Annotated in this window: 2 protein-coding genes; both read right to left on the bottom strand. The window is 75.0% G+C overall.

The window, feature by feature from the left end; translation table 11 throughout:
• Positions 1-25: 25 nt before the first annotated feature.
• The gene (locus ABZ321_RS50520; RefSeq protein WP_354903546.1) at positions 26-13,354 is read right to left on the bottom strand and encodes an SDR family NAD(P)-dependent oxidoreductase; all 13,329 of its coding nucleotides are present in this window, start codon (positions 13,352-13,354) and stop codon (positions 26-28) included.
• A gap of 35 nt (positions 13,355-13,389) precedes the next feature.
• On the bottom strand, positions 13,390-24,329 hold a 10,940-nt coding region (locus tag ABZ321_RS50515), incomplete at its 5' end, for a type I polyketide synthase (RefSeq protein WP_354903545.1).

The following is a 24,329-nucleotide window of genomic DNA, read 5'->3' as shown; positions in this document are numbered from 1 at the left end:
CCCCACCCGTCGCCCCGGGCTCACCTCATGACCGACCGAGTTCCTCGTGGATGAACGAGAAGAGCTCGTCGTCCGTCGCCGCGTCGAACCGCAGTGAGGTGGCCGATTCTGATTCCGTCGTGCGCGCCTTGTCGAGCTTCGAAAGCATCACATGCAGCCGGGTGCGCACGGCAGCGTGCAGGTCATCCTCTGGGGAAATCACCGAAATCAGGTTTTCGACCTTGTCGAGGTCCGCGAGGATCGATAGCTGGGGGTTTTCCGGTGCGCCGCCCGTCGCCTCGGCGTGCAGGTGGGCGGCGAGCGCGGCCGGCGTCGGGTAGTCGAAGACGGCGGTCGCCGGCACCTTCAGGCCGGTGCGGGCGGCGAGCCCGTTGCGGAACTCGACGGCGGTCAGCGAGTCGAACCCGAGGTCCCGGAACGCGTGTCCGGGCTCGACGAGTTCGGTGCCGCCGTGCCCGAGGACTTCGGCGGCCTGCCGGCGCACCAGGTCGAGCATGCCGGCCAGGTCCCACGTCTCGGTGTCGTTCTGCGGTACGGGCGGCGTGTACAGCCCGCTGACGAGCGGTGCGGGGCGTCCTGCGGTGAACCCGGGCCCGAACCGTCCCCAGTCGATGTCGGCGACGACGACGGTCGCGGCGGCGCCGGTCCGCGCGAGGGCGGTGACGGCGACGGACGGGTCCATCGGCCGGACGCCGCCGCGGCGGTGCCGATCGCCGAGGTCGCCCGCCATGCCGTCACCCGCCCACGGCCCCCACGCGATCGACACCGCCGGGAGCCCAGCGGCGCGGCGCTCCTCGGCGATCGCGTCCAGGGCAGCGTTCGCCGCGGCGTAGTTGCCCTGACCCGCCGACCCCACCGACCCCGCAAACGACGAGAACAGCACGAACGCATCCAGCGGCAGATCCCTGGTGGCGGCGTCGAGGTGTCTAGCGCCGTCGACCTTCGCCGCCATCACCGTCGCGATCCGCTCCGGCGTCAACGCATCCACGGTCCCGTCGTCCAGGACACCGGCGGCGTGGATGACCGCGTTCGGCGTGAACCGGGCGACCAGATCGGCGACAGCGATGGGATCGGTGACGTCAGCGGCAACAACCTCGACACCGTCCACCTGTACAGCGTCAGAGCCGCGGCGACTGACCAGCACAACCCTCGACGCGCCTTCCGCGGTCAGCCACCTCGCGACGTGCCCGCCCAGGGCACCGGTGCCGCCGGTGACCAGCACCGTCCCCGATGGGCGCCACCCTTGCGTCGCGGTCGCCGGGACGAGGCGCCGGCCGTAGGGTGTGCCGGACCGGACGGTGACCTGGTCCTCGGCCCCGGCAAGCACCCCGGGCAGCAGGGACAGGTCGGTGTCGCTGTCGAGGTCGACGAGGCCGCCCCACCGGTCCGGGTGCTCCAGCGCGACGACCCGGCCGAGACCCCAGATCGCGCGCTGCACCGGATCCGTCGCCGCACCCCGGGTCACGCACCACAGCGGCCCTTTGTCACCAAACGACTGCACGATGGTGAGCGCCTCGGCCGCATCGGCAGGCAACGCCACCACACCCGTGAACGAAGCGTCAGGGAGGTCGCTGTGAACGACCGTCTCGGCACCCGCCGCCGCCAGCGCCGCCACGACCGCATCGGAGCCACTACCGACCACGAGCCAGGTGCCGGTGAGCGTCGCTTCGCGGTGCGGCAGCGGCGTCCAGTCCTCGCGGTACAGCCAGCCATCCACAGTGGATTCCCGCTGCAACCACCTCGCGAACGTGGGGGCAGTGCCGCGGCGGACCGTCGGCCAGAACCGCTGCCGCTGGAACGGGTACGTGGGCAGGTCGACGCGCCGGCCACCGGCCAGGAGCCGGGTCCAGTCGGGCGACCAACCGGCGACGTGGGCCCGGGCGAGCGCGGTCATCAGGGTGCTGACTTCGTCGCGGCCCTTCCGCATCGCCGGGATGCCGTCGACCAGCGCCGACAGGATCCCGTCGGGGCCGACCTCCAGGAACCGCGTCACGCCCTTCTGCTTGAGACGATCGGCGGCGTCGGCGAACCGGACCGTCCCCCGGACCTGCCCCACCCAGTACTCCGGGTCGGTCACCTCGCCGGTGGACGTCGTCGCGATCGGAATCCAAGGCTTGTTGAATTTCACGGTGGCCAGGACCTCGCGGAACGCGTCGAGCATCCCGTCCATCCGCGCCGAATGGAACGCGTGACTCACGTTGAGCCGCCGCGTCTTGGCGAACCCCGCCGCGACCTTCTCGACGGCGTCCTCGTCGCCGGAGACCACCACGGCGTCCGGGGCGTTGACGGCGGCGATCTCCGCACCGCCGACCAGCACCTCCCGGACCGCCTCCTCGGAGGCCTGGATCGCCACCATCGCGCCACCCGTGGGCAGCTCCTGCATGAGCCGGCCGCGGGCGGCCACCACCTTGCAGGCGTCCTCAAGCGACCAGACCCCGGCAACGTGGGCCGCGGCCAGCTCGCCGATCGAGTGACCGAGGAGGAAGTCGGGGCGCAGACCCCAGGACTCCAGCAGCCGGTACACCGCGACCTCAACCGCGAACAGGGCAGGCTGCGTCCACTGCGTCTCATCCAGCCGCGCATCGTCCACCTCGACGTGGGCGCGCACCTCTTCATACGCCGCGGCGAACACCGGGAACGCCTCGTAGAGACCGCGGCCCATGCCGGACCACTGCGCGCCCTGACCCGTGAACAGCATCGCCGACGCGCCCTCAGTAACCCGGCCGCGGATCACCGCGTCGCCGAGCACGACGGCCCGGTGATCGAACGCCGACCGTCCGGTCGCGAGGGAATAGCCGACGTCGACGGGATCGGCGAGGGTCGCCTGCCGGAGCCGGGTCACCTGCGCGTCGAGCGCCTCCGGGGTCCGCGCCGACAGCGGCAACGGCACCATCGGCAGCGGTTCGGGCGCGGCGGCCGGCGGGGTCGCGGGCGCCTCCTCCAGGATCACGTGGGCGTTGGTGCCGGAGATCCCGAACGACGACACCCCGGCGCGGCGCGGCCGGTCGGTGGAGGGCCACGGCTGCGCCTCGGTGAGCAGCGCGACCGCACCCTCCGACCAGTCCACATGGGACGACGGGGCGGTGACGTGCAGGGTCCGGGGCAGCACCTCGTGCTGCAGGGCGAGGACCATCTTCATGATCCCGGCGACGCCGGCGGCGGCCTGGGTGTGGCCGAGGTTCGACTTCACCGACCCGAGCCACAGCGGGGTCTGCCGGTGCTGCCCGTAGGTGGCGAGAAGTGCCTGGGCTTCGATCGGGTCGCCGAGGCTGGTGCCGGTGCCGTGCGCCTCCACCACGTCCACGTCGGACGGGTCCAGGTCTGCGGCGGCCAGGGCGGCCCGGATCACCCGCTGCTGTGACGGGCCGTTCGGGGCCGTCAGACCGTTGGACGCACCGTCCTGGTTGACCGCAGTTCCGCGAACGACCGCCAGGACCGGGTGGCCGTTGGCGACGGCGTCGGAGAGCCGCTCGACAAGGAGCAGGCCGACGCCCTCGCCCCAGCCGGTGCCGTCCGCGTCGTCGGAGAACGCCTTGCAGTGCCCGTCCGGGGCGAGGCCCCGCTGGCGGGAGAACTCGACGAAGGCGCCCGGTGTCGACATGACCGTGACGCCGCCGGCCAGGGCGAGGCCGCACTCGCCGCGCCGCAACGCCTGCGCGGCGAGGTGCAGCGCGACGAGCGACGCGGAGCAGGCGGTGTCGACGGTGACCGCCGGTCCTTCGAGCCCGAACGTGTAGGAGAGCCGCCCGGAAACGACGCTGGCGGCGTTGCCGGTGCCGAGGTAGCCCTCGACGTTCTCCTCGGCGGCGGCGAGCATCGTCGGGTAGTCCTGGCCGTTGGTGCCGACGAACACGCCGGTGGCGGTCCCGCGCAGCGAGGCGGGGTCGATCCCGGCTCGTTCGAACAGCTCCCACGACGACTCCAGCAGCAGCCGCTGCTGCGGATCCATCGCCAGGGCCTCACGCGGCGAGATGCCGAAGAACCCCGCGTCGAACCCGGCGACGTCCGGCAGGAACGCGCCGACCCGCGCGTACGAGGTGCCGGACTGGTCGGGGTCCGGGTCGAAGAGGGAGTCGAGATCCCAGCCGCGGTCAGCGGGGAACTCGCGGACCCCGTCGCGCCCCTCGGCGAGCAGCTCCCACAGCGCTTCCGGGGTCGCCGCGCCCGGGAACCGGCCGGCGATCGCCACGATCGCGACCGGCTCGTCGGCCGGGACCGCGGCCCGGACGGTGTCCGTGGCCCGGGCTCCGGTGATCTGGGACAGCAGCAGCCCGGCGAGGGACTCCGGCGTCGGGTGGTCGAAGACGACGGTGGTCGGCAGGGTGACGCCGGTGGCCGCGGTCAGCGCGTTGCGGAACTCGACGGCGGTCAGCGAGTCGAAGCCGAGGTCGCGGAATGCCCGGTCGCGGTGGATCGCGGCGGCGTCGGCGTGGCCGAGGACGGTGGCGGCGTGGCCGCGGACCAGGTCGAGGAGGTGCCCGGCGAGCTCACCGTCGGGCACGTCCGCGAAGTGCCGCTCTGACGCGGGTGCCTTGACCGGGGCGAGGCCGTCGATGAGCGGCGCGGGCCGGGTCGCGGTGAATGCGGGCCCGAACGTGTCCCAGTCGATGTCGACGACGACGAGCGTGGCGTCGGCTCCGGTACGGGCGAGCGCGGTGACGGCGGTGGCGGGGTGCATCGGGCGTACGCCGCCGCGGCGGTGCCGCTCGCCGAGATCCCCCGCCATGCCATCGCCGGCCCACGGCCCCCACGCAATGGAGACGCCCGGAAGTCCGGCGGCGCGGCGCTCCTCGGCGATCGCATCCAGGGCGGCGTTCGCGGCCGCGTAGTTGCCCTGACCCGCCGACCCCACCGACCCCGCGAACGACGAGAACAGCACGAACGCGTCCAGCGGCAGATCCCTGGTGGCCGCGTCAAGGTGTCTGGCGCCGTCGACCTTCGCCGCCATCACCGTCGCGATCCGCTCCGGCGTCAACGCATCCACGGTGCCGTCGTCCAGGACACCGGCGGCGTGGATGACCGCGTTTGGCGTGTAGCGGGCGACCAGGTCGGCGACGGCGGCAGGATCGGTGACGTCCGCGGCCACGATCTCGACGCCGGGGATGTCCACCTGTACGGCGTCAGGGCCGCGCCGGCTGACCAGCACGATCCGGGAAGCGCCTTCCGCGGCGAGCCACCCGGCGACGTGGAGGCCGAGGGCGCCGGTGCCGCCGGTGACCAGGACCGTGCCGGAGGGGCGCCACCCGGCCGTGGTCGCGGCCCGGGCGAGACGCCGGGCGTGGACCGTGCCGGACCGGACCATCACCTGGTCCTCGGTGCCGGCGAGGATGCCCGGCAGCAGCGCCACGTCCGTGTCGTCGATGTCGATGAGGCCGCCCCACCGGTCCGGGTGCTCCAGCGCGACGACCCGGCCGAGACCCCAGACCGCGCGCTGCACCGGATCCGTCGAAGCACCCCGGGTCACACACCACAGCGGCCCCATGTCGCCGAGGGTCTGCACGAAGGTGAGCGCCTCGGCGGCATCGGCGGGCAACGCCACCACGCCCGCGAACGACTCCTCCCGCAGGCGTCCTTCGCGGACCGGCAGGGTGACCGTCTCGGCGCCCGCCGCCGCCAGCGCCGCCACCACCGCCTCGGATCCGCCACCGACCACCAGCCACGTGCCGTGCAGCGTGGCATCCCGGTGCGGCAGCGGCGTCCACGTCTCGTGGTACAGCCAGCCGTCGACGGTCGGAAGGGCAGGGGTGCCGGCGTCCAGCCAGTACCGCTGCCGCTGGAACGCATACGTGGGCAGGTCGACACGGCGTCCGCCGGCCAGGACGCGGGTCCAGTCCGGGGACCAGCCGGCGACGTGGGCCCGGGCGACCGCGGTCATCAGGGTGCTGACTTCGTCGCGGCCCTTCCGCATCGCCGGGATGCCGTCGACCAGCGCCGACAGCACCCCGTCGGGACCCACCTCCAGGAACCGGTTGACGCCTTGCGCGCTGAGCGTGGCGAACGCATCCGCGAACCGGACCGTCCCGCGGACCTGCGCCACCCAATAGTCAACAGAGGTCACGTCCCCAGTGGACGTCGTCGCGATCGGAATCCCAGGCCTGTTGAATTTCACGGTGGCCAGGACCTCGCGGAACGCGTCGAGCATCCCGTCCATGCGTGCCGAATGGAACGCATGGCTCACCTGCAGCCGCCGCGTCTTGGCGAACCCCGCCGCCACCGCCTCGACCGCGGCCTCGTCACCGGAGACCACGACCGCGTCCGGGCCATTGACCGCGGCGATCTCCGCACCGTCCACCAGAGCTGCGCGGACCTGCTCCTCCGAGGCCTGGATCGCGACCATCGCACCACCGGCCGGCAGCGCCTGCATCAACCGGCCCCGCGCTTCGACCACCTTGCAGGCGTCCTCAAGGGACCAAACCCCAGCAACGTGCGCCGCGGCCAGCTCACCGATCGAATGACCGAGGAGGTGATCGGGTCGCAGCCCCCAGGACTCCAGCAGCCGGTACACCGCGACCTCAACGGCGAACAGTGCAGGCTGCGTCCACTGCGTCTCGTCCAGCCGCGCATCATCCACCTCGACGAGCGCGCACACCTCGTCATACGCCGCGGCGAACACCGGGAACGCCTCGTACAGACCGCGACCCATCCCCGACCACTGCGCACCCTGACCCGTGAACAGCATCGCGTTTCCGCCGTCACGGGCCCGGCCGCGGATCACCGCGTCGCCGAGCAGCACCGCCCGGTGCTCGAACATCGACCTGCCGGTCGCCAGGGAAAATCCAACGTCCATTGGATTCTCGGTGACCTCACGCAGCCTGGACACCTGGCCGTCGAGGGCGTCCGCGGTGCGGGCCGACACCGGCCACGGCACCAGCGGCAACGCCACCCGCTCCCCCTCTGGGGGCACGGCGGCGGGCGGCTCCTCGATGATGACGTGGGCGTTGGTACCGGAGATCCCGAACGACGACACCCCCGCCCGGCGCGGACGGTCGGCGGCGGGCCACGGCCGGGCGTCGGTGAGGATCTCGACGGCGCCCGACGACCAGTCGACGTGCGACGACGGGGCGGCGACGTGCAGGGTCCGCGGCAGCTGGCCGTGCCGCATGGCGAGGACCATCTTGATGACGCCGGCGACGCCGGACGCGGCCTGGGTGTGGCCGAGGTTCGACTTCACCGACCCGAGCAGCAGCGGCGTCCGCCGGCCGGGTCCGTACGCGGCGATCAGCGCCTGCGCCTCGATCGGGTCGCCGAGGCTCGTGCCGGTGCCGTGCGCCTCGACGGCGTCCACGTCGGACGGCTGGAGGTCCGCGGCGGCGAGCGCGGCCCGGATCACCCGCTGCTGCGACGGGCCGTTCGGGGCCGTGAGGCTGCTGGAGGCGCCGTCCTGGTTGACGGCCGAGCCCTTGATCACCGCGAGGACCGGGTGGCCGTTGGCGACGGCGTCGGAGAGCCGCTCCAGGAGCAGCAGGCCAACGCCCTCGCCCCAGCCGGTGCCGTCGGCGTCGTCGGAGAACGCCTTGCAGCGCCCGTCGGGGGCCAGGCCCCGCTGGCGGGAGAAGCCGACGAACGTGCCGGGCGTCGACATGACGGTGACCCCGCCGGCGAGGGCCATGCCGCACTCGCCGCGGCGCAGCGCCGCCGCCGCCAGGTGCAGCGCGACCAGCGACGACGAGCACGCGGTGTCGACGGTGACCGCGGGTCCTTCGAACCCGAACGTGTAGGCGACCCGGCCGGAGGCGACGCTCGGGGCGCTGCCGTTGCCGAGGTGCCCTTCCAGGCCGTCGGGGACGTCGTGGACGCGGGCGGCGTAGTCGCTGTACATGAGGCCGACGAACACCCCGGTCGAGGTGCCGCGCAGCGTGGCAGGGTCGATCCCGGCGCGCTCCAGCAGCTCCCACGACGTCTCCAGCAGCAGCCGCTGCTGCGGGTCGGTGGCGAGGGCCTCGCGGGGCGAGATGCCGAAGAAGTCCGCGTCGAACGCCGCCGCGTCGTACAGGAAGCCGCCCTCACGCGCGTAGCTGGTGCCGCGGTGATCGGGGTCGGGGTGGTAGAGCCGGTCGACGGGCCACCCGCGGTCGCCGGGGAATGGTCCGACGGCGTCGATGCCGTCGGCGACGAGCCGCCAGAGGTCCTCCGGGTTGCCGACGCCGCCCGGGTACCGGCAGCTCATCGCCACGATCGCGACCGGTTCGTCGGCGGCCGGCGCGGTGCCGGTGGCGGGCGGTGCGGTGACCGCGGCGGGCGCCAGGTGCAGCTCGTCGAGGAGGTGCCGGGCCATCGCCGCCGGCGCCGGATGGTCGAACAGGACGGTGGCCGGCAGCGTCAGCCCGGTCGCGGCGGCGAGCCGGTTGCGCAGTTCGAGGGCGGTGAGGGAGTCGAACCCGGCCTCCAGGAACCCGCGGTGCGGGTCGACGTCGTCGCCGGCGGCGTGCCCGAGGACGGTCGCCGCCTCGCCGCGCACCAGCCGCAGCAGTGCCGGGATCCGGTCGCCGTCGGGCATCCGCCGCAGCCGCTGCCGGAGCGTGTCGTCGTCATCGCCGCGGGCCGCCCGCCGCCCGGCGGCGCCCGCGAGTCCACTGAGGACCGCGGGACCGCCGGCGGCGGGGTGCAGCCGGGCCGGGACCGCCAGGGCGGCGGGGGCGGCGCAGGCGAGGTCGAGCAGGTCGAGCGCGTCCGCGGCCGGCAGTGGCGCGACGCCGTTGCGAGCGAGACGGCGGCGGTCGGCGTCGTCCAGGTGGGCGGTGATGCCGCTGGCGGTGTCCCACAGCCCCCAGGCGAGCGACAGCGCCGGCAGCCCTTCGGTGCGGCGCTGGGCGGCGAGGGCGTCCAGGACGCTGTTGGCGGCGGCGTACCCGGCCTGCGCGGCGCCGCCGAGGATCCCGGCGAGCGACGAGTACAGCACGAACGCGGTCAGGGGCAGGCCCCTGGTCAGCTCGTGCAGGTGCAGGGCGCCGTCGGCCTTGGGGCGCAGGATCGCGGCGACCCGGTCGGCGGTGAGGTCGGTGACGACGGCGTCGTCGGCGACCCCGGCGGTGTGCACGACGGCGGTCAGGGGATGCTCGGCGGGCACGGCGGCGAGGAGCGCGGCGACGGCGGCCCGGTCAGCGACGTCGCAGGCGGCGACGGTGACGGTGGCGCCGTGCCCGGCCAGCTCGTCGCGCAGCGCGGCGGCGCCGTCGGTGTCGAGGCCGCGGCGGCCGGCGAGCAGCAGGTGCCGGACACCGTGGACGGTGACGAGGTGCCGGGCTGCGAGGGCGCCGAGCCCTCCCAGCCCGCCGGTGACGAGCACGGTCCCGTCACCGTGGAACGTGGCTGCCGGCGCTGCTTCCGCCGCGGCGGCGACGGCCCGGGCGAGCCGCGGGACGAGCACGTCGTCGCCGCGGACCGTGACGGTCGGCTCGTCAACAGCAAAGGCGGTGGCGAGGGCCTCGCCGGCGGGCTCCTGGTCGTGGACCTCGATGACCCCGAACGTCCCGGGGTGCTCGGCCTCCGCGGAGCGGATCAGCCCGGCCACGCCGGCCGACGCGACCGCGTCCGCTCCGGAGGCGGGCACGACGACCCGCAGCGCGGCCCCGGCGGGCGGGTCGGCGAGCCACTCCTGGACGACTGCGAGGGCGGCGGAGGTCCGCCGGTGCACGGCCGCCACGAGGTCGTCGCGGGCGTCGTCGATGGTGACCACGACGCGGCCCGGCGCGGAAGCTCCCCCGGCGACGGCGGCGCGGAGCGTGGTGAGGTCGGCGTACGCGTCGACCGTGGCACCGGCCTCCGCCAGCGCCGCGGCGGCCCCGGACGGGTCGGCGCCGAGCACGGCGTAGCGGTGCCGGTGTCCGCCGGTGGGGCGGGCGGGGACGAGGTCGAGCCGGAACAGGTCGGCGGCGCGGCCCGCGGCCAGTTGCCCGGCGGTCACCGGGCGCAGGTCGAGCGCGTCGATCGACGCCACCGGCCGGCCGGTCTGGTCGGCGACGTCGACGGCCACGGTCGTGGCGCCGGTGAGCGTGAGGCGGGCGCGGACGGTGACGGCGCCGGTCGTACACAGGGAGACGCCACGGAACGCGAACGGCAGCAGCGTGTCGCCGGCGGCGTGCTCCGCCAGGCTCAGGGTGTGCAGGACGGCGTCGAGCAGTGCGGGGTGGACGCCGAAGCGGTTCACGTCGTCGCGGGCCGTCTCGGGGAGCGCGACCTCGGCGAACAGGTCACCGTCGCGGCGCCAGACGGCCCGCACGCCCCGGAACGCGGGACCGTAGTCGAGTCCGGCGCCGGCGAGCGTGTCGTACAAGCCGTCGACGGGGACCGGGGTCGCGCCGGGCGGCGGCCAGGCGGTCAGGTCGGTGGTGTCCCGGTTCTGCCCGGGCTGCAGCCGTCCGGTCGCGTGCCGGGTCCAGTCGGCGGTGGTGTCGTCGGCGCCGCGGGAGTACACGGCGACGGGGCGGGCCCCGGTGTCGTCGGGAGCGCCGACGGTGAGCTGCAGGTGCACGGCGCCCGGGTCGGGCAGCGCCAGGGGGGCCTCCACGGCGAGCTCGTCGAGGCGCCCGCAGTCGAGCATCTCCCCGGCGCGCAGCGCCAGGTCGACGAGGGCGGTGGCGGGCACGAGCGGCACGCCGAGCACGACGTGGTCGCGCAGCCACGGCTGGTCGCGCAGCGAGAGCCGACTGGTGAAGACGAAGCCGCCGCCGTCGGCGAGGCCGAGCGCGGCGCCGAGCAGCGGATGGTCGACGGGCAGCAGCCCGGCCGCGGCGGCGTCGGCGCGGGCGGCGGGGTCGTCGAGCCAGAACCGGGTGCGGCGGAACGCGTACGTCGGCAGGTCGACGACGTTGCCGCCGAGGACCCGCGTCCAGTCCGGGGACCAGCCGGTGACGTGCATCTGTGCGACGGCGGTCATCAGCGTCAGCGGCTCGTCGCGACCCTTCCGCATGGCGGGGACCCCGTCGACCATTGCCGACAGCACCCCGTCCGGACCGACCTCCAGGAACCTGGTCACGCCTTTCGCGGTCAACTTGGAAGCGGCCTCGGCGAACCGGACCGTCCCGCGAACCTGACCCACCCAATACTCCGGGTCGGTGACGTCGCCAGTGGACGTGGTCGCGATCGGAATCCCCGGCTCGTTGAATTTCACGGCGGCCAGGACCTCACGGAACGCGTCGAGCATCCCGTCCATGCGTGCCGAGTGGAACGCGTGACTCACCTTCAGCCGGCGCGTCTTGGCGAACCCCGCGGCGACCGCTTCGACCGCTTCCTCGTCACCCGACACGACCACGGCGTCCGGGCCGTTGACGGCGGCCAGCGAAACACCGTCGACCAACGCCGCCCGGACCTGCTCCTCCGAAGCCTGGATCGCCACCATCGCACCACCGGCCGGCAGCGCCTGCATGAGGCGGCCGCGAGCCTCCACCACCTTGCAGGCGTCCTCAAGCGACCAGACCCCAGCGACGTGGGCGGCGGCCAGCTCACCGATCGAATGACCGAGGAGGTGATCGGGGCGCAGACCCCAGGACTCCAGCAGCCGGTACACCGCGACCTCAACGGCAAACAGCGCAGGCTGCGTCCACTGTGTCTCGTCGAGCAGGTCGCCCTGAACGTCGCGCAGACCCTCGATGTGGGCGCACACCTCGTCATACGCCGCCGCGAAGACCGGGAACGCCTGGTAGAGACCTCGACCCATCCCTGACCACTGCGCACCCTGACCCGTGAACAGCATCGCGGAGCGGCCGGGCGTCACGACACCCGTGACCGTGAGGTCGTCGAGTGCCGCCCGCAGCGAGGTCCGGTCGGTGCCGAGCACGACCGTCCGGTGCTCCGTCGTGGTCCGCGCCGTCGCGAGGGTGAACGCGACGTCGGCCGGTTCGAGGCCGGGCGCCGCGTCCAGGGCGGCGGCGAGCCGGCGGGCCTGCGCGGGCACCGTCGCCGCGGTGCGGCCGGACAGCAGCCACGGCACGACCGGCGGTGCGACCCGCTCCCCCGCCGGGGCGGCCGTGTCCGCTCGGGCCGGCGGCTCCTCGATCACGACGTGGGCGTTGGTGCCGGACACCCCGAACGACGACACCCCCGCCCGGCGCGGGCGGTCGGTGGACGGCCACGGCTGTGCCTCGGTCAGCAGCCGGACCGCGCCCGCGGACCAGTCCACATGCGACGACGGGGCGGTGACGTGCAGGGTCCTCGGCAGCCGCTCGTGCCGCATGGCAAGGACCATCTTGATGACGCCGGCGACGCCGGACGCCGCCTGGGTGTGGCCGAGGTTCGACTTCACGGACCCGAGCCACAGCGGCTCGTCGCGCCCCTGACCGTAGGTGGCCAGCAGCGCCTGCGCCTCGATCGGGTCGCCGAGGCTCGTGCCGGTGCCGTGCGCCTCCACGACGTCGACGTCGGCGGGGGCGAGGCCGGCACTCGCCAGGGCGGCCTTGATGACGCGCTGCTGGGAGGGGCCGTTCGGGGCGGTCAGGCCGCTGGACGCGCCGTCCTGGTTGACGGCGGAGCCTCTGAGGACCGCGAGGACCGGGTGGCCGTTGGCGACGGCGTCCGACAGCCGCTCCAGGAGCAGCAGGCCGGCGCCCTCGCCCCAGCCGGTGCCGTCGGCGTCGTCGGAGAACGACTTGCAGCGGCCGTCGGCGGCCAGGCCACGCTGCCGGCTGAAGCCGATGAACGTGTTCGGGGTCGACATGACCGTCACGCCGCCGGCGAGGGCGAGGCCGCATTCGCCGCGGCGCAGCGCCGTCGCCGCCAGGTGCAGCGCGACCAGCGACGACGAGCAGGCGGTGTCGACGGTGACCGCGGGTCCTTCGAGGCCGAACGTGTAGGCGATGCGGCCGGAGGCGATGCTGGGTGAACTGCCGTTGCCGACGTACCCTTCCATGCCTTCGGGGATCTCGCGGAGGCGGGCGCCGTAGTCGTTGTACATGACGCCGACGAACACGCCGGTGCGGCTGCCGCGCAGCGTGGCCGCGTCCAGGCCGGCGCGTTCGAACGCCTCCCACGCCGTCTCCAGCAGCAGCCGCTGCTGCGGGTCCATGCCGAGCGCCTCTCGGGGTGAGACGCCGAACGGGGCCGGGTCGAACTCGTCGGCGTCGTAGAGGAAGCCTCCTTCGCTGCCGTACGAGGTGCCGCGGTGGTCCGGGTCGGGGTGGAACAGGTTCTCCAGGTCCCAGCCGCGGTTGTCCGGGAACGGTCCGATGGCGTCGCGGCCGTCGGCGACGAGCCGCCACAGGTCCTCGGGTGTTTGGACGCCGCCGGGGTACCGGCAGCTCATCGCGACGATCGCGACCGGCTCCTGCGCCCGGTCCTCGACCTCCTTGAGCCGCTCCCTGGTCCGGTGCAGATCAACCGTCACGCGCTTGAGGTACTCGCGCAGCTTGTCTTCGTTCATCGGTGACCGGACCTTTCTGAAAGCGGTGGGCGTCGCTACGACAGACCGAGGTCGTTGTCGATGAACGCGAAGATGTCGTCGTCGCTGGCCGAGTCGAGGCGTTCGGCGACGCCCGCCCCGGAGCCGACCCCGCGGTCGGTGAGCCTCGTGAGCAGCAGCTGCAGCCGGTCCGTGAGGCGGTCCCGGGTGTCGTCGTCGATCGCGTCGACCCTGGCCTCGAGGTCGTCGAGGACGGCGAACGGCGCGTCGGCGTCGTCCTGGACGAGCTGGCCGAGGACGTGCCCGGCCATCGCGTCCGGCGACGGGTAGTCGAACAGCAGCGTCGCCGGCAGCCGCAGCCCGGTGGCGGCGGCGAGCCGGTTGCGCAGTTCGAGGGCGGTGAGGGAGTCGAAGCCGAGCTCGAGGAACCCGCGGTCCGGCTCGACCGCGTCCGGCCCGGGGTACCCGAGGACGACGGCGGCCTCGGCCCGGACCAGGTCCAGGAGGGTGCGCTGCCGTTCGGCGGTGCTCAGCCGGGCCAGCCGGACGGCGAGGGTCTCCGCCTCGGCGGCGGCCGGTCCGGTGGTGACGGCCTGCCGGGCGGGGCGGCCGACGAGGCCGCGCATGATGGCCGGCACCGCCTCGGTCCCGGCGGCCGCCCGGATCGCGTCGACGACGAGGCGGGCCGGGATGAGCACGGCCTCGTCGACGACGCAGGCGACGTCGAACAGGGCGAGCCCCTCGGCGTGCGACAGCGGGGCGAGCCCGCCGCGGGCCATCCGCCGCAGGTCGCCGCCGTCGAGCTTGGCGGTCATGCCGTTGCCCTGCTCCCAGAGGCCCCAGGCGAGCGACAGCGCCGGGAGGCCGGCGGCGCGGCGCTGGTGAGCGAGGGCGTCCAGGAACGTGTTCGCGGCCGCGTAGTTGGCCTGGCCGGTGCCGCCGAACGTGCCGGCCATCGAGGAGAACAGCACGAACGCCGACAGCGGCAGCCCGCGGGTGAGCTCGTCGAGGTTGAGAGCGGCGTCGACCTTCGGCCGCAGGACGGTGTCGACCTGCTCGCGGGTCAGCGCGGACACGACCCCGTCGTCGACGACCCCGGCGGTGTGCACGACACCGGTGAGGGGCCGGTCCGCGGGGATCGCGGCGAGCACCGCGGCGAGGGCGTCCCGGTCGGCGACGTCGCACTCGGCGATCGTCACCTCGGCGCCGAGGTCGAGCAGCGCCTGCCGCAGCTCGGCGGCGCCCTCGGCGGCGGGGCCGCGGCGGCTGGTGAGCAGCAGGTGCCGGACGCCGTGCTCGGCGGCGAGGTGCCGGGCGATGAGACCGCCGAGGTCGCCGGTGCCGCCGGTGATCAGGACGGTGCCCTTCGGGTCCCACGTCGCCGACGGGGTCACGCCGGGGGTGGCGGCGACCCGGGCGAGCCGCGGCACGTGGACGCCGCCGACGCGCACGGCGACGTTGCCTTCGCCGCAGGTGAGGGCGGCGGGCAGCGCGGCGTAGGAGACGTCGCGGTCGTCGAGGTCGAGCAGGACGAACCGGTCCGGGTTCTCGGTCAGCGCCGACCGGACCAGGCCCCACACCGGCGCCCAGGCGAGGTCGTCGACGGTGTCGCCGCCGGTGCTGTGGGTGACGAACACCAGCCGGGACCCGGTGAGGCGTTCGTCGGCGAGCCATCCCTGGACGAGGTCGAGCGCCCAGTAGGTGGCGTTGCGGGCCCGCGCGGCCATGTCGGCGCCCTCGGGCCGGTCCGCGCAGGAGACGACGGCCCGGTCGGGGACCGGCGCGCCGGCGGCCACGGCGTCGCGGAGCGCGTCGAGGTCCGGGTAGGTCTCGACGGCGGCGCCGGTGGCGCCGAGCGCCTTGACGAGCTTGACCGGGCTGAGCCCGAGGACCGCCCAGCGCTGCCCGGTGTGGTCGCGGGCCGGCACGACCGGGTTCATGACCATGTCGACCCGGAACAGCGAGTCGTGGTGCTGCGAGCGGGCCGCCTTCACCTGGCCGGCGGTGACCGGGCGCAGCGCGAGCGCGCCGATGGCCGCGAACGGCCGGCCGGTCTGGTCGGCGAGGTCGACGGCGACGGTGTCGGTGCCGCTGCCGGTGAGCCGGACCCGCACGGCGGTGGCCCCGACGGCGCTGAGCGCCACCCGCTCGAACGAGAACGGCAGCACCCCGCGCCCGGCGACGCCGTCGGCGAACGCCAGGGTGTGCAGGGCGGCGTCGAGCAGCGCCGGGTGCAGCAGGAACCGGCCGGCCTCGGCGCGCTCGGGGTCGGCGAGGGCGGCCTCGGCGTAGACGACGCCGTCGCGGCGCCACACCCGGTGCAGGGCCCGGAACGCCGGCCCGTACTCGAACCCGGCGTCGGCGAGGGTGTCGTAGAGGCCGCCGATGTCGACGGGTTCGGCACCCGCGGGCGGCCACTGCGTGAAGTCCGGGGCGTCCCAGGTGCGGGCGGCGGCGACGCGGCCGGTGGCGTGCGCGGTCCAGGCGGCTGGATCGGTGTCGTCGGTGCTGCCGGCGTCGCGGGAGTGCACCTGGACCGTGCGGGTGCCGAAGCCGTCAGCGGCGCCGACGGTCACCTGCAGCTGCAGCGCGCCGGGCTCCGGCAGGACCAGCGGCGCCTGCAGGGTGAGCTCCTCGATCCGGTCGCAGCCGACGGCGTCGCCGGCGGACAGGGCGAGCTCGACGAGGGCGGTGCCGGGCAGCAGGACGGTGTCCATGACCCGGTGGTCGGCGAGCCACGGCTGGTCGGCGATCGACAGCCGGTTGGTGAAGAGGTGACCGCCGGTGTCGGCGAGGGGGACGCCGGCGCCGAGCAGCGGGTGCCTGACCGTGCCGAGGCCGAGCGCGGCGGGGTCCCCAGTGCCGGCGGGGGCGTCGAGCCAGTACCGCTGCCGCTGGAACGCGTACGTCGGCAGGTCGACGCGGCGCCCGCCCGCCAGGAGCCGCGTCCAGTCCGGCGACCAGCCGGTGACGTGCATCTGCGCGACGGCGGTCATCAGCGTGCTGGCTTCGTCGCGGCCCTTGCGCATCGCGGGGACCCCGTCGACCATCGCCGACAGCACCCCGTCCGGACCGACCTCCAGGAACCTGGTCACGCCACTCGCGGTCAACCTGGAAGCGGCCTCGGCGAACCGGACCGTCCCCCGAACCTGCCTGACCCAGTACTCCGGGTCGGTGACATCACCGGCCGACGTGATCGCGATCGGAATCCCCGGCTCGTTGAATTTCACAGCGGCCAGAACCTCATGGAACGCGTCGAGCATCCCGTCCATCCGCGCCGAATGGAACGCATGACTCACCTTCAACCGACGCGTCTTGGCGAACCCCGCCGCCACCGCCTCGACCGCGCTCTCGTCGCCGGAGATGACGACCGCGTCCGGGCCATTGACGGCGGCGATCTCGGCGCCGTCCACCAGCGCTGTGCCGACCTGCTCCTCGGAAGCCTGGATCGCCACCATCGCACCACCGGCCGGCAGCGCCTGCATCAACCGGCCCCGCGCCGACACCACCTTGCAGGCGTCCTCCAGGGACCAGACCCCTGCGACATGGGCGGCGGCCAGCTCACCGATCGAATGACCGAGCAGGAAGTCGGGGCGCAGACCCCAGGACTCCAGCAACCGGTACACCGCGACCTCAACAGCAAACAGCGCAGGCTGCGTCCACTGCGTCTCATCCAGGTCGGCGCCCTCGACGTCCCGCAGCCCCTCGATGTGCGCGCACACCTCGTCATACGCCGCAGCGAACACCGGGAACGCCTCGTAGAGGCCGCGACCCATGCCCGACCACTGCGCACCCTGGCCGGTGAAGAGCATCGCGTTGCCGCCGTCGCGGACCCGCCCCCGGACCTGCGTGTCATCGAGCAGCACCGCCCGGTGCTCGAACATCGACCTGCCGGTAGCCAGGGAAAATCCAACGTCCATTGGATTCTCGGTGACCTCACGCAGCCTGGACACCTGGCCGTCGAGGGCGTCCGCGGTGCGGGCCGACACCGGCCACGGCACCAGCGGCAACACGGCGCGCGAGCCCGCCGCGGCGATCACCGCGGGCGGCTCCTCGACGATCACGTGGGCGTTGGTGCCGGAGATGCCGAACGACGAGATCCCGGCCCGGCGCGGCCGGTCGTTGGCCGGCCACGGCCGCGCCTCGGTGGCGAGCTCGACGGCGCCGGACGACCAGTCGATGTGCGGGGAGGGCGCGTCGACGTGCAGGGTGCGCGGCAGCGTCCCGTGGCGCAGGGCCAGGACCATCTTCATCAGCCCGGCGACGCCGGACGCGGCCTGGGTGTGGCCGAGGTTCGACTTCACCGACCCGAGCCACAGCGGCTCGTCGCGCCCCTGCCCGTAGGTGGCGAGGATGGCCTGCGCCTCGATCGGGTCGCCGAGGCTGGTGCCGGTGCCGTGCGCCTCCACCACGTCCACGTCAGCGGGGCGCAGCCCGGCGTCGGCGAGCGCGGCGCGGATGACCCGCTGCTGCGCCGGACCGTTCGGGGCGGTGAGCCCGTTGGAGGCCCCGTCCTGGTTGACCGCGGAGCCGCGGATGACGGCCAGGACCGGGTGGCCGTTGGCGACCGCGTCGGAGAGCCGCTCGACCAGGAGCAGGCCGACGCCCTCGGCCCAGCCGGCGCCGTCCGCGGACGCGGAGAACGCCTTGCACCGCCCGTCGGGCGACAGGGCGCGCTGCCGGCTGAACTCGACGAACGTGTCGGTCGAGGAGATGATCGTGACCCCGCCGGCGAGGGCGAGGGTGCAGTCGCCGCGGCGCAGCGCCTGCATGGCGAGGTGCAGCGCGACCAGCGACGACGAGCACGCGGTGTCGACGGTCAGCGCCGGTCCTTCGAGCCCGAACAGATACGCGATCCGGCCGGACGCGACGCTGCCGGCGCTGCCGAGGGCAAGCTGCCCCTCGAAGCCTTCGGGCGCGACGTGCAACCGGCAGACGTAGTCGTGGTAGTTGGAGCCGACGAAGACGCCGGTGCGGCTGCCGCGGGCGGCGGCGGGGTCGATCCCGGCGCGTTCGAACGCCTCCCACGCCGTCTCCAGCAACAGCCGCTGCTGCGGGTCCATGGCGAGGGCCTCGCGCGGGGAGATGCCGAAGAACGCGGGGTCGAAGGCGGCGGCGTCGTGCAGGAAGCCGCCTTCGCGGGTGTAGAAGGTGCCGGACCGCTCGGGGTCCGGGTCGTAGAGCCCGTCGAGGTCCCAGCCGCGGTCGGTGGGGAACGGGCCGACGGCGTCGATCTCGTCGATGAGGACCCGCCACAGGTCCTCGGGGCCGGCGACGCCGCCGGGCAGCCGACAGGTCATCGCGACGATCGCGATCGGGTCGTCGCCGTCAGCCGCCCGCGCGGCGGTCTCGGGTGCCGGGGCCTCGCCGCCGACGAGCTCCCCCAGCAGGTGCCGGGTGAGGGACGTCGCGGTCGGGTGGTCGAAGACGAGCGTCACCGGCAGCCGGAGCCCGGTCGCGGCGCCGAGCCGGTTGCGCAGCTCGACGGCGGTGAGGGAGTCGAAGCCGAGATCGCGGAACGCCCGGCCGGGGTCGACGGCGGTGTCGTCGGGGAAGCCGAGGACGGCGCCGGCGTGCCGGCGCACGAGTTGCAGCAGCCGCGCCTCCCGCTCGGCGACGGGGAGTCCGGCGAGCTCGCGGCCGAGCGGGACGCCCTGTCCGGCAGCGGCGCCGTCCTCGGCCGGTGCCGCCTCGGGCAGGTCGCGCAGCGCGGGGCTGGGCCGGGACGCGGTGAACGCGGGCGCGTACCTGGGCCAGTCGACGTCGGCGACGACGACGCAGGTGTCGCCGTCGTCGAGAGCGCGGTGCAGGAGACTGATCGCCTTGCCCGGGTCCATCGGCAGCATGCCCTGGCGGCGGGCGGACTCGCCGATCTCACCGCCGGCGAGGCCGCCGCCGGCCCACACGCCCCAGGCGACGGCGGTGGCGGGCAGCCCCGCGGCGTGCCGCTGCTGCGCGAGGGCGTCCAGGAGGCTGTTGGCGGCGGCGTAGCTGCCCTGCCCGGGGCCGCCGAGGGTGCCGCCGAGCGACGAGAACAGCACGAACGCGGTCAGGTCCAGCTCGCGGGTGAGCTCGTCCAGGTGCAGGGCAGCGTCCGCCTTCGGCGCGGCGACGGCGGCGGCCCGCTCGGCGGTGATGCCGTCGATGACGCCGTCGTCGAGGATCGCGGCGGCGTGGAACACCGCCCGCAGCGGCCGGTCCTCGGGAACGCTCGCGAGGAGGCCGGCGAGGGCGGCGCGGTCGGCGACGTCGACGGCGGCGAGGGTGACGTCGCAGCCGGCGTCCCGCAGCTGCTGGGCGAGTTCGGTGGCGCCGGGCGCCTCCGGTCCGCGCCGGCTGGTGAGCAGCAGGTGCCCGGCGCCCTCGGCGGCCAGCCACCGGGCCAGGTGCGCCCCGATCCCGCCGGTCCCGCCGGTGACCAGCACGGTGCCGTCGGGCCGCCACCGGCCGGCCGCCGGGGAGCCGCTGCCGGCGCGCACGAGGCGGCGGGCGTAGGTCGCGGCGCCACGGACGGCGACCTGGTCCTCGCCGTCGTGGCCCGTGACGACCGATGCGAGCCTGGCGACGGTCGCGGTGGTGACCTCCGCGGGCAGGTCGACGAGGCCGCCCCAGCGGTCGGGGTGTTCGAGGGCGGCGATGCGGCCCAGGCCCCACGTCATCGCCTGCAGCGGTGCGGTGACGGCGTCGGCGGCGCCGACCTGCACGGCGCCCCGGGTGACCGTCCACAGTGGAGCGGGGCACGCCACGTCGCCGAGCGCCTGCAGCAGCGCGACCGTCGCGGTGAGCCCGGACGGCAGCGCGGTGCCGACGCGGCACGGGTGCTCGTCGAGGGCGAGCAGCGACAGGACCCGGTCGGGGGCGGGGTTGCCGTCCAGGGCGGCGCGCAGGTGCGCGGCGGTCGTCGCCCGGTCCGCCTGCGCGGGCAGCGTCAGCACGTCCGCGCGCACGCCGGCGGCGAGCAGCTGGACGACGAGGTGTTCGGTCCAGGCGTCGGCCCGGTCGGCGGCGGGCAGCACGACCAGCCACCGTCCTGCCGGGGTGGTGGGCAGGTCGGTGAGGGGCTGCCAGCGGATGCGGTACCGCCACCCGTCCAGCGCCGCCCGGCCGGCCTGCTCCCGCCGCCAGCGCGACAGCGCCGGCAGGAGCCCTTCGACGGCATCGGGCGCCACCGCGAGGGTCGCGGCCAGTTCCTGAAGGTCCTGCTGCTCGACGAGCTGCCAGAACCGGGCGTCGACACCGTCGCCGGCGCTCATGGTTGGTGGGACGTCCAGCCAGTACCGCTGCCGCTGGAACGGATACGTGGGCAGGTCGACGGTCCGTCGCCCCGCGCCGAACGCGGTCGTCCAGTCCACGGCGGTGCCGTGCGCGTGCAGGGTGCCCAGCGCGGTGAGCAGCCGGACCGGCCCGCCGTCGTCGCGGCGCAGCGTGCCGGTGACCACCGCGTCGACCCCGGCGGCGTCGACGGTCTCCTGGATGCCGGGTGTCACCACCGGGTGGGCGCTGACCTCGACGAAGACGGTGACGCCGGCGTCGGCGAGCGCGCGCACGGCCGGCGCGAACTGGACGCTGTGGCGCAGGTTGCGGTACCAGTACTCGGCGCCGCCGACGTCGATGCCGGTGATGTCGGCGCCGACGGTGGAGTGGAACTCGACCCGCGCCGGCCGCGGCGCAACGGGCGCGAGGACCTCCAGGAGCCGGTCGTGGATCGCCTCGACGTGCGCGCAGTGCGAGGCGTAGTCGACCTCGACGCGGCGGGTCCGGACCCCGTCCGCGGCGCACGCGTCGGCGAGCGAGGTGAGCGCGTCGACGTCGCCGGAGACGACGACGGAGCCGACGCCGTTGACGGCGGCGACGCTGAGCCGGTCCGCCCACGGGGCGAGCCGGTCGGTCGCCTGCTCCGGCGGGAGCGCGACGGAGAGCATGCCGCCGCGACCGGCGAGGACCGACAGCGCCTGGCTGCGCAGCGCGACGACCCGGGCGGCGTCGTTCAGGGTGAGGATCCCGGCGACGCAGGCCGCCGCGATCTCGCCCTGCGAGTGGCCGACGACGACGTCGGGGGTGACGCCGCGGGACTCCCACCACGCGGCGAGGGACACCATGACGGCCCACAGGACCGGCTGCACGACGTCGACGCGGTCGAGGCCGGGCGCGCCGGCGTCGCCGCGCAGGACCGCGGTGAGGGACCACTCGACGAACGGCGCGAGGGCCGCCTCGCACGCCTCGATCCCCTCCCGGAACACGGGCTCGGCGTCGAGGAGCTCCACCCCCATGCCGAGCCACTGCGAGCCCTGCCCGGGGAACACGAACGCGACCTTCCCGCCGGCCCGGATGACTCCTGTGACGGTGGCGGCGGATGGTGTACCGGTGGCGAGCCCGTCCAGTTGCCGCACGACGCCGTCCCGGTCGGTGCCGGCGACGACCGCCCGGTGCGTCAGGGCGGCCCGTGCGCTGAACAGCGTCCAGGCGGCGTCGGCGAGGTCGTCGCCGGTCGCCGCCAGGTGCGCCGCGAGCCGGGCGGCCTGCGCGCGCAGCGCCTCGTCGCTGTGCGCGGACAGCAGGACCGGCACGGCTGCGGGTCCGGCGGCCGGGACGGGGGCGGCCTCCGGCTCCTCGGCGGCCTCCAGGATGAGGTGGGCGTTGGTGCCGGACACCCCGAACGACGACACCCCGGCGCGGCGCGGGCGGCCGGTCTCAGGCCAGTCGCGGGCCTCGGCGAGCAGCTCCACGGCGCCGGCGGTCCAGTCGACGTGCGTCGACGGCCGCCCCACGTGCAGCGTCCGCGGCAGGGTGCCGTGCCGCATCGCGAGGACCATCTTGATGATCCCGCCGATCCCGGCGGCCGCCTGGGTGTGCCCGACGTTGGACTTCAGCGACCCGAGCCACAGCGGGGTCTGCCGGTCCGCGCCGTAGGTGGCGAGGAGCGCCTGCGCCTCGATCGGGTCGCCGAGGGCGGTGCCGGTGCCGTGCGCCTCGACCGCGTCCACATCGGACGCCTCCAGGCCGGCGGCGCGCAGGGCAGCCCGGATCACCCGCTGCTGCGCCGGGCCGTTGGGGGCGGTGAGGCCGTTGGAGGCGCCGTCCTGGTTGAGGGCCGAGCCGCGCACGACCGCCAGGACGCGGTGGCCGCGGGCCCGGGCGTCGCTGAGCCGCTCCAGCACGAGCATGCCGGCGCCCTCTGCGAGGCCCATGCCGTCGGCGTCCTCGGAGAACGCCTTGCAGCGGCCGTCGGCGGCGAGGCCGCGCTGCCGGCTGAACCCGACGAACGCCGCCGGCGACGACATGACGGCTACCCCGCCGGCGAGGGCCAGGTCGCACTCGCCGCGGCGTAGCGCCTGGGCGGCCAGGTGGGTGGCGACCATCCCCGAGGAGCAGGCGGTGTCGACGGTGACGGCCGGCCCTTCGAGCCCGAACGTGTAGGCGATGCGGCCGGACGCGACGCTGCTCTCGGTGCCGATGATGAGGTGGCCCTCGGCGCCGTCGGGGACCTGCTGCAGGCGGCTGCCGTAGTCGCCGCCCGCGGCACCGACGAACACCCCGGTGGGGGTGCCGCGCAGCGTGGTGTGGTCGATGCCGGCGGCCTCGAACACCTCCCACGCGACCTCGAGCAGCAGCCGCTGCTGCGGGTCCATGGCGACGGCCTCCCGCGGCGAGATCCCGAACAGCTGCGGGTCGAAGCGGACGGCGTCGCGCAGGAAGCCTCCGTCGCGGACGTAGCTGCGGCCCGGCCGGTCCGGGTCCGGGTCATACAGGCCGTCGACGTCCCAGCCGCGGTCGGTGGGCATCGGGCCGATCGCGTCGCCGCCGTCGCTCAGCAGCGCCCACAGGTCCTCGGGTGACTCGACGCCACCGGCGAACCGGCAGCTCATGCCGACGATCGCGATCGGCTCGTCGGTGGCGGCGGCCTGGACGGCGGCGGCCGGCGCGGCGGTGATCGCGCCGCCGAGCTCCCGGTGCAGGTGCGCGGCGAGGGCGTCGACGTTGGGGTAGTCGAAGATGACGGTCGTCGGCAGCCGCAGGCCCGTGGACCGGGCCAGGGAGTCGCGCAGTTCGAGGGCGGTCAGGGAGTCGAAGCCGAGGTCCCGGAACGAGCGGGTGCCGTTGACCGCGTCGGCGCCCCGGTGGCCGAGCGCTTCGGCGGCGCCGGCCCGGACGAGGTCCTCCAGCGCGCCGAGCCCGAGCCGCCGGGCGTCCACCCCGCCGGCGGCGGGCGCGGCGGGCGGGGCGAGCAGCGACGCGACCTCGGGCAGGTCGACGATGAGCGGGCGGTGCCGTGCGGCGGTGAACAGCGGCGCGAACTGGGCCCAGTCGACGGCGGCGACGACGGCAGTAACCGGGTCGCGGTCCAGGACGTGGTGCAGGGCGTCGAGGGCGGCGGCGGGGTCCATGAACTCGATGCCGTGCCAGTTCGCCGACGTGCGGACGTCGGCGCGGGCCATGCCGCCGCTTTCCGGACTCCAGATGCCCCAGGCGATCGACGTGCCGGCCCGGCCGCGGGCGCGCCGGGCCTGGACGAGCCCGTCGAGGTAGGCGTTCGCGGCGGCGTAGGCGCCGTGGTCGCCGCTGCCCCAGACCCCGGCGACGGACGCGTACATGACGAACCGGTCGACGGTGTCGCGGTCGAAGACGGCGTCGAGGTTCGCGGCGCCGCCGAGCTTCGCCGCGGTCGCGGCCGCCAGGTCGGCGGGGGTGGTGTCGCGGAGCCGGCCGAGGACGCCGACGCCGGCGGCGTGCACGACGGTGCGGATCGGGCCGTGCTCGGCCTCGACCGCCTCGACGACGGCGGCGAGGGCGTCCCGGTCGGCGACGTCGCAGGCGGCGACGGTGACCCCGGCGCCGAGGGCGGTGAGCTCGTCGCGCAGCGCGGCGGCGCCGGGCGCCTCCTCGCCGCGGCGGCTGAGCAGGACGAGGTGGGTGGCGCCGTGCCCGGCGAGCCAGCGGGCGGTCTGGGCGCCGAGGCCGGTGGTGCCGCCGGTGACGAGCGCGGCGCCGCGGGGCC

It is taken from the genome of Dactylosporangium sp. NPDC006015, from assembly GCF_040614215.1.
Taxonomy (GTDB): Bacteria; Actinomycetota; Actinomycetes; order Mycobacteriales; family Micromonosporaceae; genus Dactylosporangium; species Dactylosporangium maewongense.
This window is presented reverse-complemented; position numbering and strand designations above follow the sequence as displayed.

Excerpts from the sequence above, each read along its gene's own strand:
- ABZ321_RS50520 (WP_354903546.1), bottom strand. The coding sequence starts at position 13,354 with ATGAACGAAGACAAGCTGCGCGAGTACCTCAAGCGCGTGACGGTTGAT.